This is a genomic window from Streptomyces sp. 13-12-16 (assembly GCF_002114215.1).
In the GTDB taxonomy this organism is placed as follows: Bacteria; Actinomycetota; Actinomycetes; order Streptomycetales; family Streptomycetaceae; genus Streptomyces.
On the sequence record NZ_NCTE01000421.1, the window covers coordinates 1 to 14609 of the forward strand.

The following is a 14609-nucleotide window of genomic DNA, read 5'->3' on the forward strand; positions in this document are numbered from 1 at the left end:
CGAGCGCGTCCTCATCGACGCGCGGATCCACCGTGCCGGGACCGCCGCCCACGCGGAGACCGCCGCGGACGCCCCGGCGTCCCTGCTGCCGTCACTGCCGATGCTGCTCGGCCACGTCCTCGCCGCGATGGCCGCGGGATGGCTGCTGCGCCGCGGTGACCTGGCCCTGCTGCGGCTGGCCGAACTGTCGGCGCACGGTGTCGCCGAGGGCGCCCTCGTACGGTCCCTGCGCGCGGCGCTCGCCCTGGTGCGTGCCCTGCGCGCCGGACTCCCGGGAGCACCGGAAGGGGCCCCGCGCATGGCGCGCACCGCGCTGCTCGCCCCGCTTCCGCCCCGTTCCGCAGGACTGCACCACACGGTGGTCCGCCGGGGCCCGCCGGCCGCCGGCACCGCACTCGCTCTCGCCGCCTGACGCCAGGCGACCACCACTCCGGGTTTTCCGGCCGAGGAACCGAGGAGAGGGGCGCCGGCGTGCGGCACGCGCGCGTGCGGCCGTTTCCGTGTGCGCCCGGCCGTCCTGCCCGAAGGGCCCGTCCGGTCGTACGCGCGGCACATCCCTCACCGTCAGTGAAACCTCAACCGAAGCGGAGTGCTTCTGCCATGAAGGCTTCCCGTATCGCCGCCGCCGGTGCCGTCGCCGGTGCCGCCGTCCTCGCCGTGTCCACCCCCTGCTTCGCGCACGTCAGCGTGCAGCCGGAGGGTGAGGCCGCGAAGGGCGGCTACGCGGTCGTCGGCTTCAAGGTCCCCAACGAGCGGGACGACGCCTCGACCACCAAGCTCGAGATCACCTTCCCCACGGACCACCCGCTGGCCTCCGTGATGCCGCAGCCGGTCGAGGGCTGGGACGTCAAGGTCACCACCTCCAAGCTGGACAAGCCGCTGGAGCTGCACGGCAAGAAGATCAACGAGGCCGTCTCCAAGGTCACCTGGACCGCCAAGGGCGACGGCATCGAGCCCGGCTTCTTCCAGAAGTTCCCGGTGTCCGTGGGCACGCTGCCCGAGGACGCCGACGAACTCGTCTTCAAGGCCCTGCAGACGTACTCCAGCAAGGAGGTCGTCCGCTGGATCGAGGTGCCGCAGGAGGGCCAGGAGGAGCCCGAGCACCCGGCTCCCGTGCTCACCCTGTCCGAGGCCTCCGAGGACGGCCACTCGCACGGTGCCGCGGACGACGACAAGGCCTCCGGCGACACCGCGGCGGCCGAGAACGCCTCCGCCCGGGCCTCCGCCTCCGGCGACGAGGGCGACTCCGGCGGTACGGACACCACCGCCCGCGTCCTGGGCGTCGTCGGCATCGTGGTCGGCGCCGCGGGCGTCGCCTACGGCGTCCTCGCCGGTCGTCGGCGCACCGCCGCCTGACCCCTCCCTCATCTCGACGGCGCGCACCGGGCCGCTCACGGCCCACGTGACCTCCCGGTGCGCGCCGGAGCACTCACCTCTCAGGACCATTCATGCGCAAGAAGACCTTCGCGGCCGCGGCCCTGCTCGCCGTCGCCTCCCTCACCCTCTCCGCCTGCGGGAGCGGGTCCGGCGACAGCGGCGACCCCATCGCCGTGGTGTCCGAGGAGGCCGGCGCCCAGAAGGCGGGCACCGTCCTCGACAATCCGTTCGAGAAGCCGGACCTCGTCCTCACCGACACCAACGGTGAGGAGTACGACCTCCGCGAGCAGACCGCGGGCCGTCCCACGCTGATCTACTTCGGCTACACGCACTGCCCCGACGTCTGCCCGCTGACGATGAACAACCTCGCCGTGGCCAAGAAGCAGCTCCCCCGGGAGCAGCAGGACGAGCTGCGGATCGTGTTCGTCACCACCGATCCGGAGCGTGACACCTCCGCCGCGCTGGGCAAGTGGCTCAAGGGCATCGACTCCCAGGTCGTCGGCCTGACCGGCGACTTCGACACCATCCAGGCCGGTGCCCGCACCCTCGGCATCTCGATCGACCCGCCGCGCAAGGACGACAACGGCAAGACCGTCTCCGACCACGGCACCCAGGTCGTCGCCTTCTCGCCGAAGACCGACGGCGGGTACGTCCTCTACGGCGAGGACGCCACCGTCGAGGACTACACCAAGGACCTCCCCAAGATCATCAAGGGTGAGAACCCGTGAGGCGCCCGGCAGCCGCGGCCGTGGTCGTCGCCGGGGCGCTGGCCCTGGCCAGCTGCGGCGGCTCCGACAGTGGTCCGGCGGAGCTGTCCGTCGGCTCCGCGTACATGCCGCAGCCGGTCTCCGACATGGCCGCCGGTTTCCTCACCATCACCAACGACGGCGGCTCCGCGGACCGGCTGACCTCGGTCAGCAGCGACGTCGCCGGCCAGGTCACCGTGCACGAGACCGTCGACGGGGCCATGCAGGAGGTCGAGGCCCTCGACATCCCGGCCCACGGCAGCCTGGTGCTGGAGAGCGGCGGCAACCATCTGATGTTCGAGCAGCTGAAGCGGAAGCCGAAGCAGGGTCAGAAGGTCTCCGTCGAGCTGCGCTTCGCCGAGTCGGACCCCGTCACGGTCGAGATACCGGTGAAGCCGGCCACCTACACCCCGAAGACCGGACACTGAGGGAGACACCCCTGTGACCCAGACCATCGCCCCCCGCGTGCGGATCCTGGTGCTGCTGCTCCTGGCGGTCACCGGCGCGCTCCTCGCCGGAGCCGCTCCCGCCTCCGCGCACGCCGCGCTGACCGGCAGCGATCCCGGGCAGGGGGCGGTGGTCGACACGGCGCCCACCCAGGTCTCTCTCACCTTCTCCGAGCAGATCGCGGTGAGCGACGACGCCGTGCGCGTCCTCGACCCCAAGGGCAAGCGGGTCGACAAGGGCACCCCGGCCAACCCCGGCGGCACGACGTACACCGTGCGGCTGCTCAGCGGGTTGCCCGACGGCACCTACACCGTGGCCTACCAGGTGGTGTCCGCGGACAGCCATCCCGTCGCCGGCGCCTTCACCTTCTCCATCGGCGCCCCCTCCGAGACCTCCGTCTCCGCCTCCGCGCAGGCCTCCGACGACGGCCTGGTCGGCCGGCTGTACGGCATCGGCCGCTACGTGTCGTACGCCGGCTTCGTCGTCCTGGCCGGCGGGGCCGCCTTCGTGCTCGCCTGCTGGGAGCGCGGCGCCGGGGTACGGGCGGTGCAGCGGCTGGTCGTCTCCGGATGGCTGACACTGACCGCGGCCACGCTCGCGCTGCTGCTCCTGCGCGGCTCCTACACCACCTCCGGGGCGGTCGGGGACGTCTTCGACCTGTCGCTGCTCGGGGACGTGCTCCAGACGAAGACCGGCGCGGCACTGGTCTCCCGGCTGCTGCTGCTCGCCGCGGCGGCCCTGTTCATCGCGGTCCTGTTCGGCGCTTATGACAAGCGGGAAGCCGAGGAGAAGCGGGACCTGACCTTCGGGCTGGCGATCGGCGGGACCGTCGTGGCGGCCGGGCTCGCCGCGAGCTGGGCCATGTCCGAGCACGCCTCCCAGGGACTCCAGCCGGGTGTCGCCATGCCCGTCGACGTGCTCCACCTGCTGGCCGTCGCCGCCTGGCTCGGCGGACTGACCACCCTGCTCGTCGCGCTCTACCGGGCGCCCGCCGACACCCCGGTCGACCAGGACGCCGTCCAGCGGTTCTCACGGCTCGCCTTCGGCAGTGTGGTGGCACTGGCCGTCACCGGCGTCTACCAGAGCTGGCGGCAGCTCGGCTCCTGGTCCGCGTTGACCGACACCCGGTACGGGCAGCTGCTGCTCGCCAAGATCGGGCTCGTGGTGGTGATGGTCGCGGTCGCCTCGATCTCACGGCGCTGGACGGCACGGCTGGCGGAGGCACCGGCCCCGGCGGTGCTTGAGGAGGAGAAGGAGAAGCAGCCGGCGGGGGCGGGCAAAGCCACCGAAGCCGGGAAGGGCGAGTCCGGGGCCGGAAAGGGCGGCGACACCCGGGCCGCTCAGCTCGCCCGGCAGCAGGCCGCGATGGAGAACGCCCGGCAGAAGCGGCTGCGCGACGCCGACCCCAACCGCTTCGGCCTGCGCCGCTCCGTACTCGCCGAGGCGGGCATCGCCGTCGTCCTGCTCGCCGTCACCACCGTGCTGACGCAGACCGAGCCGGGGCGCACCGAGCAGGAGGCCGCGGCAGCCGCCTCCGCCTCGTCCTCTCCGTCCGCCTCGACCGGCCAGGGCACCGGCGCGGTGACGCTGAACATGCCCTTCGACACCGGCGGCGAGAACGGCAGGGGCGTCGTCACGATCGACCTCGACCCCGCCCGGGTCGGCGACAACGACATGCACGTCCATGTGGAGGGCCCGGACGGCCAGGCCTTCGACATCCCCGAGGTGAAGGTCGCCTTCACCCTCTCCGCCAAGGACATCGGGCCGCTGCCCGTCGTCCCCGACCACATCACCACCGGACACTGGTCGGCGAGCGGAGTACAGATCCCCATGACGGGTGACTGGAAGGTCGAGGTGACCGTGCGGACCTCCGACATCGACCAGGTGACCGTCTCGAAGAACGCGAAGATCGGCTGAACCACCACCATGGCTGACCAGACCCTTCCGCAGGCCCGGGCCACCGGGGCACCCCAGGAGGAGCCCGGGGACCGGACCACCGGGAACGGCATCTCCCGGCGCAGGCTGCTCGGCACGGCCGGTGCCACCGGGCTCGTCCTCGGGGCGGCGGGCGGAGCCGCGGGGTACGCGGCGGCACCCGCCGGAGCCACCCCGCTGACGTCGGTGGGCGACAGCCGGGTCGAGTTTCACGTGAAACATCAGCCCGGCATCACCCAGCCGCTCCAGGCCCGCGGCCACCTCGTCGCCTTCGACCTCGCACCCGGGGCAGGATGCAAGGAGGCCGCCGCCCTGCTGCGCCGCTGGTCGGACACCGCCCGCCGGCTGATGGCGGGCGAGGTCAGTGCGCAGGACGACACCGGCGTGGCCCGTGACGCCGGCCCCTCCTCACTGACCCTCACCTTCGGCTTCGGCCACAGCTTCTTCGCCCGCACCGGCCTGGAGAGGCAGCGACCGGTCGCCCTGGACCCGCTGCCCGACTTCTCCTCCGACCACCTCGACAAGGCCCGCAGCAACGGCGACCTGTGGGTACAGATCGGCGCCGACGACGCCCTCGTGGCCTTCCACGCCCTGCGCGCCGTCCAGAAGGACGCGGGCTCCGCGGCGAAGGTGCGCTGGCAGATGAACGGCTTCAACCGCTCCCCCGGCGCCACCGCCCGTCCGATGACCGCCCGCAACCTGATGGGCCAGGTCGACGGCACCCGCAACCCCAAGCCCGCCGAACCCGACTTCGACGAGCGGATCTTCGTCCCCGGGAAGGGCGAGCCGGCCTGGATGGCGAACGGCTCCTACGCCGTCGTACGCCGTATCCGCATGCTGCTGGACGACTGGGAGAAGCTGCCGGTCAAGGAGCAGGAGAGCGTCATCGGGCGCCGCAAGTCCGACGGGGCGCCGCTGTCCGGGGGCACCGAGACGTCCGAGATGGACCTGGAGAAGACGGATTCCCGGGGCAACCTGGTCGTCCCGATCAACGCCCACGCGAGGATCACCCGGCCCGACCAGAACGGCGGTGCCGCCATGCTCCGCCGCCCGTTCTCGTACCACGACGGCATCGACGCGGACGGGACGCCGGACGCGGGGCTGCTGTTCATCTGCTGGCAGGCCGATCCGCTGCGCGGCTTCGTGCCGGTGCAGCGCAAACTCGACCGGGGCGACGCCCTGACGCCGTTCGTCCGCCACGAGGCGAGCGGGCTGTTCGCGGTGCCGGGCGGCGCGGCGGAGGGGGAGTATGTGGGGCAGCGGCTGCTGGAGGGGTGAGAACCGTCCCGTGTCACCCCTGAGGGCTCTGGCGGGGCCGCCGTCGGCCGGGGGCCCATTAGGGTGAGGTCATGCCAGCGAGCTATGCGTATCTCGGTCCAGAGGGCACCTTCACCGAAGTCGCCCTGCGCACGCTTCCCGAGGCGGCCACCCGTGAGCTGATCCCGTACGTGTCCGTGCAGTCCGCGCTCGACGCGGTGCGCGTCGGCGAGGCCGAGGCCGCGTTCGTCCCCATCGAGAACTCCGTCGAGGGCGGTATCACCACCACCCTCGACGAACTGGTCGCGGGCGCCCCGCTGATGATCTACCGCGAGGTGCTGCTGTCGATCACCTTCGCGCTGCTCGTCCGTCCGGGCACCAAGCTGTCGGACATCAAGACGGTCACCGCCCACCCGGCCGCCCAGCCGCAGGTCCGCAACTGGCTCAAGACGCACCTCCCGGACGCCGTCTGGGAGTCGGCCGCCTCCAACGCGGACGGTGCGCGACTGGTCCAGGAGGGCCGGTACGACGCCGCCTTCGCCGGTGAGTTCGCCGCCGCCCGGTACGGCCTGGAGGCCCTGGAGACGGAGATCCACGACGCGGAGAACGCCCAGACCCGGTTCGTGCTGGTGGGGCGCCCCGCCCGGCCCGCAGCACCCACGGGCGCCGACAAGACCTCCGTCGTGCTGTGGCAGCGCGACGACCACCCCGGCGGGCTGCGCGACCTGCTGGGCGAGTTCGCCACCCGTGGCATCAACCTGATGCTGCTCCAGTCCCGGCCGACCGGTGCCGGGATCGGCAACTACTGCTTCTGCATCGACGCCGAGGGGCATATCTCGGACCGTCGGATGGCCGAGGCGCTGACGGGACTCAAGCGGATCTGTCTGCAGGTGCGTTTCCTCGGTTCGTACCCGCGTGCGGATGTGCGCCCCGGAGAGGTGCGGCCGCCGTTCCCCGGAACGTCGGACGAGGAGTTCGTGGGGGCGGCGGACTGGGTCGTGCGGTGTCAGGACGGGCGGTTCTGACGGGACCGGCCGGTCCTACCTGCTGATTTTCGTTGTCCACAGGAGTTATCCACAGGTCCGCTTCTCCATCTGGGGACAAGTCGACACCGAAGCCGCACTCAGTCGACAAATCACTCCACGGCGCATGACCTCGTTCATCACCCAGCACATCCCCCTTCGTCCACCCTTTTCCTTTGGTCAACCCTTTGGGGTGAGCCTTTTCCACTCAAAAGTGGGGAGAAAGGGAGTTTGTCCTGGGAATCCTCAGCTTTGATCAGACGCTTCGGAGCGATCAATTCCGAAGTCCACAGATCTTCCCCACACCCTGTGGATAACTTCCCGAGAGCGTGGATGCCTGTGGACAACCGGAGCCCAAGTTCCGTACCGCGCAAGGAATCCCGGTCAACCTGTGTCCCGTGAACCAACCCGTTCCGGGGGGAGCACCCCATTCATTGACCTTGCGGAACACTCTTCGCAATTCACCCATAACGGAACGTGCACCGCGCATCGCAATAGTGAGTCGTGAGGCGTCACCCCGCACCGGTAGCCTTGACCGCGTGATTGACCTTCGCCTGCTTCGTGAGGACCCCGACCGTGTGCGCGCTTCGCAGCGCGCCCGTGGAGAGGACGTCGCGCTCGTCGACGCCCTCCTGTCTGCCGACGAGCGGCGCAGGTCGTCCGGCGTCCGCTTCGACGAGCTGCGCGCCGAGCAGAAGTCGCTCGGCAAGCTCATCCCCAAGGCGGCCGGCGACGAGAAGGCCGAGCTGCTGAAGAAGGCCGAGCAGCTCAAGGCCGACGTGAAGGCCGCCGACGCCGAGCGCGACGCCGCCGACGCCGAGACCCAGGAGCTCCAGCTCAAGCTGAGCAACCTCGTCCACCCCGACGTGCCCGTCGGCGGCGAGGAGGACTTCGTCACGCTGGAGACGCACGGCACCATCCGTGACTTCGGTGCCGAGGGCTTCGAGCCCAAGGACCACCTCGAACTCGGCCAGACCCTCGGCGCCATCGACGTCGAGCGGGGCGCCAAGGTCTCGGGCTCGCGCTTCTACTTCCTGACCGGCGTCGGCGCGCTGCTCGAGCTCGCCCTGGTGAACGCGGCGATGGCGCAGGCCACGGCCGCCGGCTTCACGCCGATGCTGACCCCCGCGCTGGTGCGCCCCCAGTCGATGGCGGGCACCGGCTTCCTCGGCCAGGCGGCCCAGGACGTCTACCACCTCGACAAGGACGACCTCTACCTGGTCGGCACGTCCGAGGTGGCGCTGGCCGCGTACCACATGGACGAGATCATCGACGCCGACCGGCTGCCGCTGCGGTACGCGGGCTTCTCGCCCTGCTTCCGCCGCGAGGCCGGCTCGCACGGCAAGGACACCCGGGGCATCTTCCGCGTGCACCAGTTCGACAAGGTCGAGATGTTCTCGTACGTCACGCCGGAGGACTCCCAGGCGGAGCACCAGCGGCTGCTGGAGTGGGAGAAGCAGTGGCTGACCTCGCTGGAGCTGCCGTTCCGCGTGATCGACGTCGCCTCGGGCGACCTGGGCTCCTCGGCCGCGCGCAAGTACGACTGCGAGGCGTGGATCCCGACCCAGGGCAAGTACCGCGAGCTGACCTCGACCTCGGACTGCACCGAGTTCCAGTCGCGCCGGCTGTCGATCCGCGTCCGTGAGGACAAGAAGGTGCGCCCGCTGGCCACGCTCAACGGCACGCTGTGCGCCGTACCGCGCACGATCGTGGCGATCCTGGAGAACCACCAGCAGGCCGACGGCTCCGTGCGCGTGCCGGAGGTGCTGCGTCCGTACCTGGGCGGCCGGGAGATCCTGGAGCCGGTCACCAAGTGAGCACCGCCCCCTTCCCGTACCGGCTCGTCGCCACCGACCTCGACGGCACGCTGCTGCGGGGCGACCACTCGGTCTCCCGCCGCACCCGTGACGCGCTCGCCGCGGCCACCGCGGCGGGCGCCGCGCACATCGTCGTCACCGGCCGCGCGGCCCCCTGGACCCGCCCCATACTCGACGACCTCGGCTACGAGGGCCTCGCCGTCTGCGCCCAGGGCGCCCAGGTGTACGACGCCGGGGCGCACCGCCTGCTGACGTCGGTGACCCTGGACCGGCAGCTGGCCGGAGTGGCGCTGGCCAAGATCGAGGCGGAGGTCGGCCCGCTGTACCTGGCGGCGAGCCGTGACGGCCTGGACGGCGAGGTGCTGGTCGGTCCCGGTTACGAGGTCGTGGGCGCCCTGCCCGCGACCCCGTTCACGGACGCGTCGGACCTGTGGACGGCGCCCCTGAACAAGCTGTACATCCAGCACCCGAAGCTGACCTCGGACGAGCTCGCCGACGCGGCCACCCGCGCGGCGGGTGGGTTCGTCACCGTCACCATGGCGGGCGAGGGCATCGTCGAACTGCTCCCGCTCGGCCTGTCCAAGGCCACGGGGCTGTCACTGGCGGCACGCAGACTGGGCATGAAGGCCGCGGAGACGATCGCCTTCGGCGACATGCCCAACGACATCCCGATGTTCGCCTGGTCCGCCCACGGCGTGGCCATGGCCAACGCCCACGAGGAACTGAAGGCGGTGGCCGACGAGGTGACCACCTCCAACGAGGACGACGGCATCGCGGCGGTCCTGGAACGCCTTCTGCCCTGACCGCGGGCAGTAGCGCCTCCCCCGGCGCCTCGAGGGCCCGGGAGGCGGCACGGGTGGGCGGTGGGGCCACCTCCTGCTCACGGAGGCCCCCCGCTCATGGGCGAGGAGCCGGGAGCGGGGGAGGCACCTCGCAGCGCCGAGTCGCCCGGCCCACCCCCGCCCCACGGCGACAAAGCAGGGAAGGGCGGCCCACGCGACAGAGATGCGCGTGCTCGAAGCGGCCGCCCCGGGCAGCTCCCCGTACGGGCGGACTCGACGGAGCGGTGGGGACTGCTCCGGAGTCCGCCACGGGCTGCCCTGACAGGAGTGGGACGTGCCGTGCATGGACACCGTCCCGCTCCTCTCCCAGCAGGCGACGCCGGACTTTCCCGGCGATGCGGACACAACCACTCTGCCCGCCGGGCGAGCCGGACGCCACCGAATAAACCGGCGAGGGGCCCTCACTCCTCGCCGGCGAGCGTCAGCGACCGCAGCTTCTGCCCGGCGTACCAGGTGGCCAGCACGGTGACCGCGGCCAGCAGCACCGTCGCGGTCGTCAGACCCACGTCCGAGGTGACCAGGTCACCCCCGGAGACCTTCTGCGCCACCGCCAGCGACCACTGCTGGACGCTCAGCGTGCGCGCGCCGGGCACCAGGGAGCCGAACAGCGCCTCCCAGACCAGCGCGTAGACCAGCCCGAACACCACCGCGTGCCGCGAGACCGTGCCGAGCAGCAGGAAGAGCGCCGAGTACGCGATGGAGGCGACCAGCGCGGCCACGGTGTAGGCGACGGCGACCTGCTGGCCGTTGCCGTTCAGGACGAAGCCCGCGATCAGGGTCGGCACCGCCGAGAACACCATGGTGACGGCGATCGCGACGATCAGCTTGGTGTAGATGATGGTCGGCCGCTTGATCGGCTTGGACAGCAGGTACACCACCGAGCCGTCGTCGATCTCGGGACCGATGGCCCCGGTGCCGGCGATGACACCGATGATCGGCACCATGGTGGCGAGCGCGAACCCGCCGAGGACGTCGGCCGCCGTCTGGTCGTCGGCGCCGCTGAGGGCGCGCACGGCCACGGAGATCACGATCAGCAGCAGGGGCAGGGCGCCCAGGATGAGGGCCCGGCGCCGGCCGAGCAGGGCCCGGTAGGTGAGCCGGGCGACTGTGGGGTCGTACATCAGGGCCTCCTACGCCGCGACCAGGTACGAGAAGACGGACTCGAGGGACTCGTCGGACGGCGAGACCGTGAGCAGCCGGATGCCGTGCTCGCGCGCGACCTTCGGCAGCAGGGCGGTGAAGCGGCCGAAGTCGACGGCCTGGATGCGCAGGGCGCCCTCCGCCACGTCGACCTCGATGCCGGACGTCGACGGGTCGGCGATCAGCGCGGCCGCGAGGGCGCGGTCGTCGCTGGAGCGCACCAGGTAGCGGTGCGGGCGGTCCGTCATCAGGCGGCGGATCCTGCGGAAGTCGCCGCTGGCCGCGTGCCGGCCGGCGACGACGACCTCGATGTGCCAGGCGAGCTGTTCGACCTCTTCGAGGATGTGGGAGGAGAACAGCACGGTGCGGCCCTCGTCGCCCATCCGCCGCAGCAGGTCCATGAGCTGCATGCGCTGACGCGGGTCCATGCCGTTGAAGGGCTCGTCGAGGAGGAGCAGTGACGGCTGGTGGACCAGCGCGGACGCCATCTTCACGCGCTGCCGCATGCCCTTGGAGTAGGTGGCGATCTTGCGGTCCTGCGCGTACTCCATCTCGACCGTGGCCAGCGCCCGCTGGGCGGCCTTGGCGCCCAGGCCGTGGAGTTCGGCGTTGGCGAGGACGAATTCGCGGCCGGTGAGGAAGTCGTACATCGCCTCGCGTTCGGGGACGATGCCGATGTGCTTGTAGATGGCCTCGTTGCGCCACACCTGCTGTCCGTCGAGGGTGACGGTGCCGGTGGAGGGGGCGAGGAAGCCGCCCATCATGTTGATGAGGGTGGACTTCCCGGCGCCGTTGGGGCCGAGCAGTCCGGTCACGCCGGGGCCGATGGTCATGGTGACGTCGTTGACGGCGACCACGTTGCCGAACCAGCGGGAGACGTGGTCGATGCTGAGCGTGGTCACCTGAGCCTCCCGAGGGCTTCCAGATTTTGGGCGTGGCAAGGCCCGGAACTGCGGTACGCTCGCGGCGTGCTGAGCGAGAACCAAGCCAGCACAACACCCTCCATTCCATTGGGGAACCGGGCTGGTTCCAACCCGGCTGGTATTGATCGTGTAAGACTCGATCGCTCGCTGAGCGGCCGAGCGGCGTGAGCCAGGAATCCTCCTTGTTCGCAAGGGGGAGGGTTCAAAGGCCCACCTTCTTGTAGCGGCGCATGAGCAGCCCATAGCTGGTGGCAATGAACCCGAGGACGGCGAGGACGTACACCACGCCCTCGCCGTTCGAGGGGCCCACCCCGCCCGGGAAGGCGGAGCTCGCGCCCAGGAAGGCGGACTGCACGCCGTCGATGAGGGTGATCGGCGAGAACAGGCCGATCCAGGCGATGGCACCGCCGCTGCCCTGGACGTCCGCGATCGCCTGGAGGGTGGAGACCGCGCCGTAGGTGATGGTCAGCACGGCGATGACGGCCGCGATGCCGAAGCCGCGGCGCGGGGTGACCGAGGCGATCACCAGGCCGATGCCGGCGAAGAGCAGCGAGAGCAGTGTCACGGAGACGAGTCCCTGGGCGAATCCCTTGGTCTGGTCGGTGAAGTCGAGCTCGGCCAGCAGTGCGCCGATGTACAGCACCAGCAGGGGAGCGGCGGTGAGGATGAACAGGGCCGAGGCCAGCGCGGCGAACTTGGCTCGTACGTAGTCGGCGGTTTCGATGGGCCGCGAGAAGTACAGCGGTACGGTCTTGAAGCGCAGGTCGCGGGAGACGGACTGGGGTGCCTGCGAGGCGACGTACAGGCTGATGACGGCCTGCATGACGATCGCGTAGTTCGTGTAGTCGACCGGCAGGTCGCCCGCCTTGGTGGCGACGGCGACGGCCACCATGATGGCGGCGGGCACGCACATCACCACGAACAGCAGCATCGGCAGCACCTTGGACTTCACCGAGCGGCCGAGGCCGTAGGCGCCGCGCAGGGACTGCGAGTACAGCGAGAGCCTCGCGTAGGAGCGGCCGAGGCGGGGGCCGTCGTAGGAGCGGTAGCCGATGTTGTGGATACGGGTGTCACCCGATGCAGTGACCGGTGTCTGCGTGGACTGCTCAGTTGCCATGGCCGACCGCCTCCTTCCGCTGCGCGTCGCCGTCCGCGTCGTCCTTGAAGACCTCGGAGATGTGGTGCCGGCGCTGTTCCATGCGCACCAGGCCGAGGCCGAGGTCCGCGATGACGTCGCGGACCAGGTCGTACGTCTCCTCGCCCTGCGCGGTGAGCAGCAGGATGTGTCCGGCGCCCGGCAGTCCGCTGCCGTCCTCGACGGTCACCCCGCGCGCGTGGAGCGCGTCGCGCACCGCGCGGGTGCCGTCCGGGTGCTCGTCGGTGTCGGTGACCTCGATCGCGAGGGTCGTGGTGTTCTGGGTGAAGTCCGTGGTGGAGCTGGAGCGCAGCAGCTTGCCGCCGTCGACGACCACGACGTGGTCGCAGGTGCGCTCCAGTTCGCCCAGCAGGTGGGAGGTGACCAGGACCGAGATGCCGAAGTCGGTGTGGATGCGGCGGATCAGGCCGAGCATCTCGTCGCGGCCGACCGGGTCGAGGCCGTTGGTGGGCTCGTCCAGGAAGACCAGCTGGGGGTCGTGCACGAGGGCCTGCGCGAGCTTCACCCGCTGCTTCATGCCGGTGGAGTAGCCGCCGATGGGGCGGTAGCGCTCCTCGTAGAGGCCGACGTGGCGCAGGGTGTCCGCGGTGCGCTCCCGCGCGGCGGTGGGCGGCAGGCCGGACATGCGCGCCATGTGGACGACGAACTCGGTGGCCGAGACGTCCGGCGGCAGGCAGTCGTGCTCCGGCATGTAGCCGACCCGTTCGCGGATGGCGGCGCCCTCGGTGGCGACGTCGAGTCCGAGCACTTCGGCGCGGCCCTCGGTGGCGGGGGACAGACCCAGCAGGATCTTGATCAGTGTGGACTTGCCGGCTCCATTGGCTCCGACGAGTCCGGTCACACCGGGTCCGACGTCCACGGAGAGCCGGTCAAGAGCGGTCACCCGGGGGAACCGCTTGCTCAGGCTTTCGGTCACGATCACAGTCACGTCCATGACACTAGTGACCCGTACCACTCCGGTCGTCAGACCGGAGAGCCGTCTTGGTGTCCGTCTGGAGTCGTACGGGCCCGTAGGGGGAGCCCTGCCCGGGAGTCGTGCACGGACTCCGGGGCGCCGTTGACGGGCCCTGCGACAACTGCCACATTCGCCGGTGTGACGGGACTGAGGGGTGCGCGGGAGCGCCGGGTGCGTACGGGCGGGGTCGAGCTGTGCGTGGCCGAGCTGGGTGAGCGCGGGCGGCCGACGGTCGTCCTGGTGCACGGCTACCCGGACAGCAAGGAGGTGTGGTCGGAGGTCGCGCCCCGGCTCGCCGAGCGTTTCCACGTCGTGGCGTACGACGTCCGGGGCCACGGCCGGTCCACGGCACCGCACCCGCTGCGCGGCGGGTTCACCCTGGAGAAGCTGACCGACGACTTCCTGGCCGTCGCCGACGCGGTCAGCCCGGACCGGCCGGTGCACCTGGTGGGGCACGACTGGGGTTCGGTGCAGTCCTGGGAGTTCGTCACGGTCGGGCGCACCGCGGGGCGGATCGCCTCCTTCACGTCGATGTCGGGACCGTCGCTCGACCACTTCGGGCACTGGATCGACCGCCGTCTGAAGCGGCCCACCCCGCGCCGGGTCGGCCAGTTGCTGGGCCAGGGCGCCAAGTCCTGGTACGTGTACCTGCTGCACACGCCCGTGCTGCCCGAACTCGCCTGGCGCGGCCCCCTGGGCAGACGCTGGCCGCGGATCCTGGAGCGCGTCGAGAAGGTGCCCGGTGGCGGCGGCTACCCGACCCCGTCCCTGCCGTCGGACGCGGCCCACGGGGCCTGGCTCTACCGGGACAACGTGCGGCCCCGGCTGCGCAGCCCGCGCGCCGACGCCCACGCGCACGCGCCCGTGCAGCTCATCACGCCGCTGGGGGACGCGTTCCTCTCGGAGCGGCTCTACGAGGACCTGGAGCTGTGGGTGCCGCGGCTGACGCGGCGGACGCTGCCGGCCCGGCACTGGATCCCGCGCACCCGCCC

13 protein-coding genes and 1 pseudogene are annotated in these 14609 nt (G+C 71.1%); 10 read left to right on the forward strand and 4 right to left on the reverse strand.

The window, feature by feature from the left end:
• The 9 genes and pseudogenes from B7767_RS17220 to B7767_RS17260 all read left to right on the forward strand — a co-directional run.
• Positions 1 to 412, forward strand: a pseudogene (locus B7767_RS17220) (hypothetical protein); the annotation flags it as partial.
• 188 nt (positions 413 to 600) lie between these two features.
• On the forward strand, positions 601 to 1356 hold the full coding sequence (locus B7767_RS17225) for a YcnI family protein (protein WP_085572967.1): 756 nt from the start codon (positions 601 to 603) through the stop codon (positions 1354 to 1356).
• A gap of 92 nt (positions 1357 to 1448) precedes the next feature.
• Complete coding sequence (locus B7767_RS17230) at positions 1449 to 2105, forward strand: SCO family protein (protein ID WP_085572968.1); 657 nt, start codon at positions 1449 to 1451, stop codon at positions 2103 to 2105.
• Positions 2102 to 2551: a copper chaperone PCu(A)C gene (locus tag B7767_RS17235; RefSeq protein ID WP_085572969.1), complete on the forward strand. Its 450-nt coding sequence runs from the start codon at positions 2102 to 2104 to the stop codon at positions 2549 to 2551. Before B7767_RS17230 ends, B7767_RS17235 begins: the two co-directional genes overlap by 4 nt.
• Positions 2552 to 2564: 13 nt before the next feature.
• A complete protein-coding gene (locus tag B7767_RS17240) occupies positions 2565 to 4487 on the forward strand; it encodes a copper resistance CopC/CopD family protein (protein WP_085572970.1) in 1923 nt (640 codons plus the stop codon).
• A 9-nt stretch (positions 4488 to 4496) separates the two neighbouring features.
• On the forward strand, positions 4497 to 5783 hold the full coding sequence (gene efeB / locus B7767_RS17245) for an iron uptake transporter deferrochelatase/peroxidase subunit (RefSeq protein WP_085572971.1): 1287 nt from the start codon (positions 4497 to 4499) through the stop codon (positions 5781 to 5783).
• Between the two features lie 71 nt (positions 5784 to 5854).
• The gene (pheA, locus tag B7767_RS17250; protein ID WP_085572972.1) at positions 5855 to 6787 is read left to right on the forward strand and encodes a prephenate dehydratase; all 933 of its coding nucleotides are present in this window, start codon (positions 5855 to 5857) and stop codon (positions 6785 to 6787) included.
• 536 nt (positions 6788 to 7323) lie between these two features.
• Positions 7324 to 8601 (forward strand): serine--tRNA ligase, encoded by a 1278-nt coding sequence (gene serS / locus B7767_RS17255; protein WP_085572973.1) that lies wholly within the window; start codon positions 7324 to 7326, stop codon positions 8599 to 8601.
• Positions 8598 to 9404 carry an HAD family hydrolase gene (locus B7767_RS17260; protein ID WP_085572974.1) on the forward strand — a complete coding sequence of 269 codons (807 nt, stop codon included), beginning with the start codon at positions 8598 to 8600 and terminating at the stop codon, positions 9402 to 9404. Before serS ends, B7767_RS17260 begins: the two co-directional genes overlap by 4 nt.
• Positions 9405 to 9844: 440 nt before the next feature.
• Here the strand turns inward: B7767_RS17260 and B7767_RS17265 are convergent, their stop codons facing one another.
• The 4 genes from B7767_RS17265 to B7767_RS17280 all read right to left on the reverse strand — a co-directional run bounded on the left by B7767_RS17265 (position 9845) and on the right by B7767_RS17280 (position 13596).
• Positions 9845 to 10564, reverse strand: a complete 720-nt coding sequence (locus B7767_RS17265; protein ID WP_085572975.1) for an ABC transporter permease subunit — start codon at positions 10562 to 10564, stop codon at positions 9845 to 9847.
• Between the two features lie 9 nt (positions 10565 to 10573).
• A complete protein-coding gene (locus B7767_RS17270; RefSeq protein ID WP_085572976.1) occupies positions 10574 to 11485 on the reverse strand; it encodes an ABC transporter ATP-binding protein in 912 nt (303 codons plus the stop codon).
• 223 nt (positions 11486 to 11708) lie between these two features.
• The gene (locus tag B7767_RS17275; RefSeq protein WP_085572977.1) at positions 11709 to 12623 is read right to left on the reverse strand and encodes a hypothetical protein; all 915 of its coding nucleotides are present in this window, start codon (positions 12621 to 12623) and stop codon (positions 11709 to 11711) included.
• Entirely contained in the window at positions 12613 to 13596 is a 984-nt protein-coding gene (locus tag B7767_RS17280) for an ABC transporter ATP-binding protein (RefSeq protein ID WP_085572978.1), read from the reverse strand. Before B7767_RS17280 ends, B7767_RS17275 begins: the two co-directional genes overlap by 11 nt.
• A 159-nt stretch (positions 13597 to 13755) precedes the next feature.
• Here B7767_RS17280 and B7767_RS17285 point away from each other — a divergent pair.
• Positions 13756 to 14609, forward strand: an 854-nt coding sequence (locus tag B7767_RS17285) for an alpha/beta fold hydrolase (protein WP_143652525.1), incomplete at its 3' end; no start/stop codon positions are given.

Excerpts from the sequence above, each read along its gene's own strand:
- pheA (WP_085572972.1), top strand. The coding sequence starts at position 5,855 with ATGCCAGCGAGCTATGCGTATCTCGGTCCAGAGGGCACCTTCACCGAA.
- B7767_RS17230 (WP_085572968.1), top strand. The coding sequence starts at position 1,449 with ATGCGCAAGAAGACCTTCGCGGCCGCGGCCCTGCTCGCCGTCGCCTCC.
- B7767_RS17265 (WP_085572975.1), bottom strand. The coding sequence starts at position 10,564 with ATGTACGACCCCACAGTCGCCCGGCTCACCTACCGGGCCCTGCTCGGC.
- B7767_RS17225 (WP_085572967.1), top strand. The coding sequence starts at position 601 with ATGAAGGCTTCCCGTATCGCCGCCGCCGGTGCCGTCGCCGGTGCCGCC.
- B7767_RS17275 (WP_085572977.1), bottom strand. The coding sequence starts at position 12,623 with ATGGCAACTGAGCAGTCCACGCAGACACCGGTCACTGCATCGGGTGAC.
- efeB (WP_085572971.1), top strand. The coding sequence starts at position 4,497 with ATGGCTGACCAGACCCTTCCGCAGGCCCGGGCCACCGGGGCACCCCAG.
- B7767_RS17280 (WP_085572978.1), bottom strand. The coding sequence starts at position 13,596 with ATGGACGTGACTGTGATCGTGACCGAAAGCCTGAGCAAGCGGTTCCCC.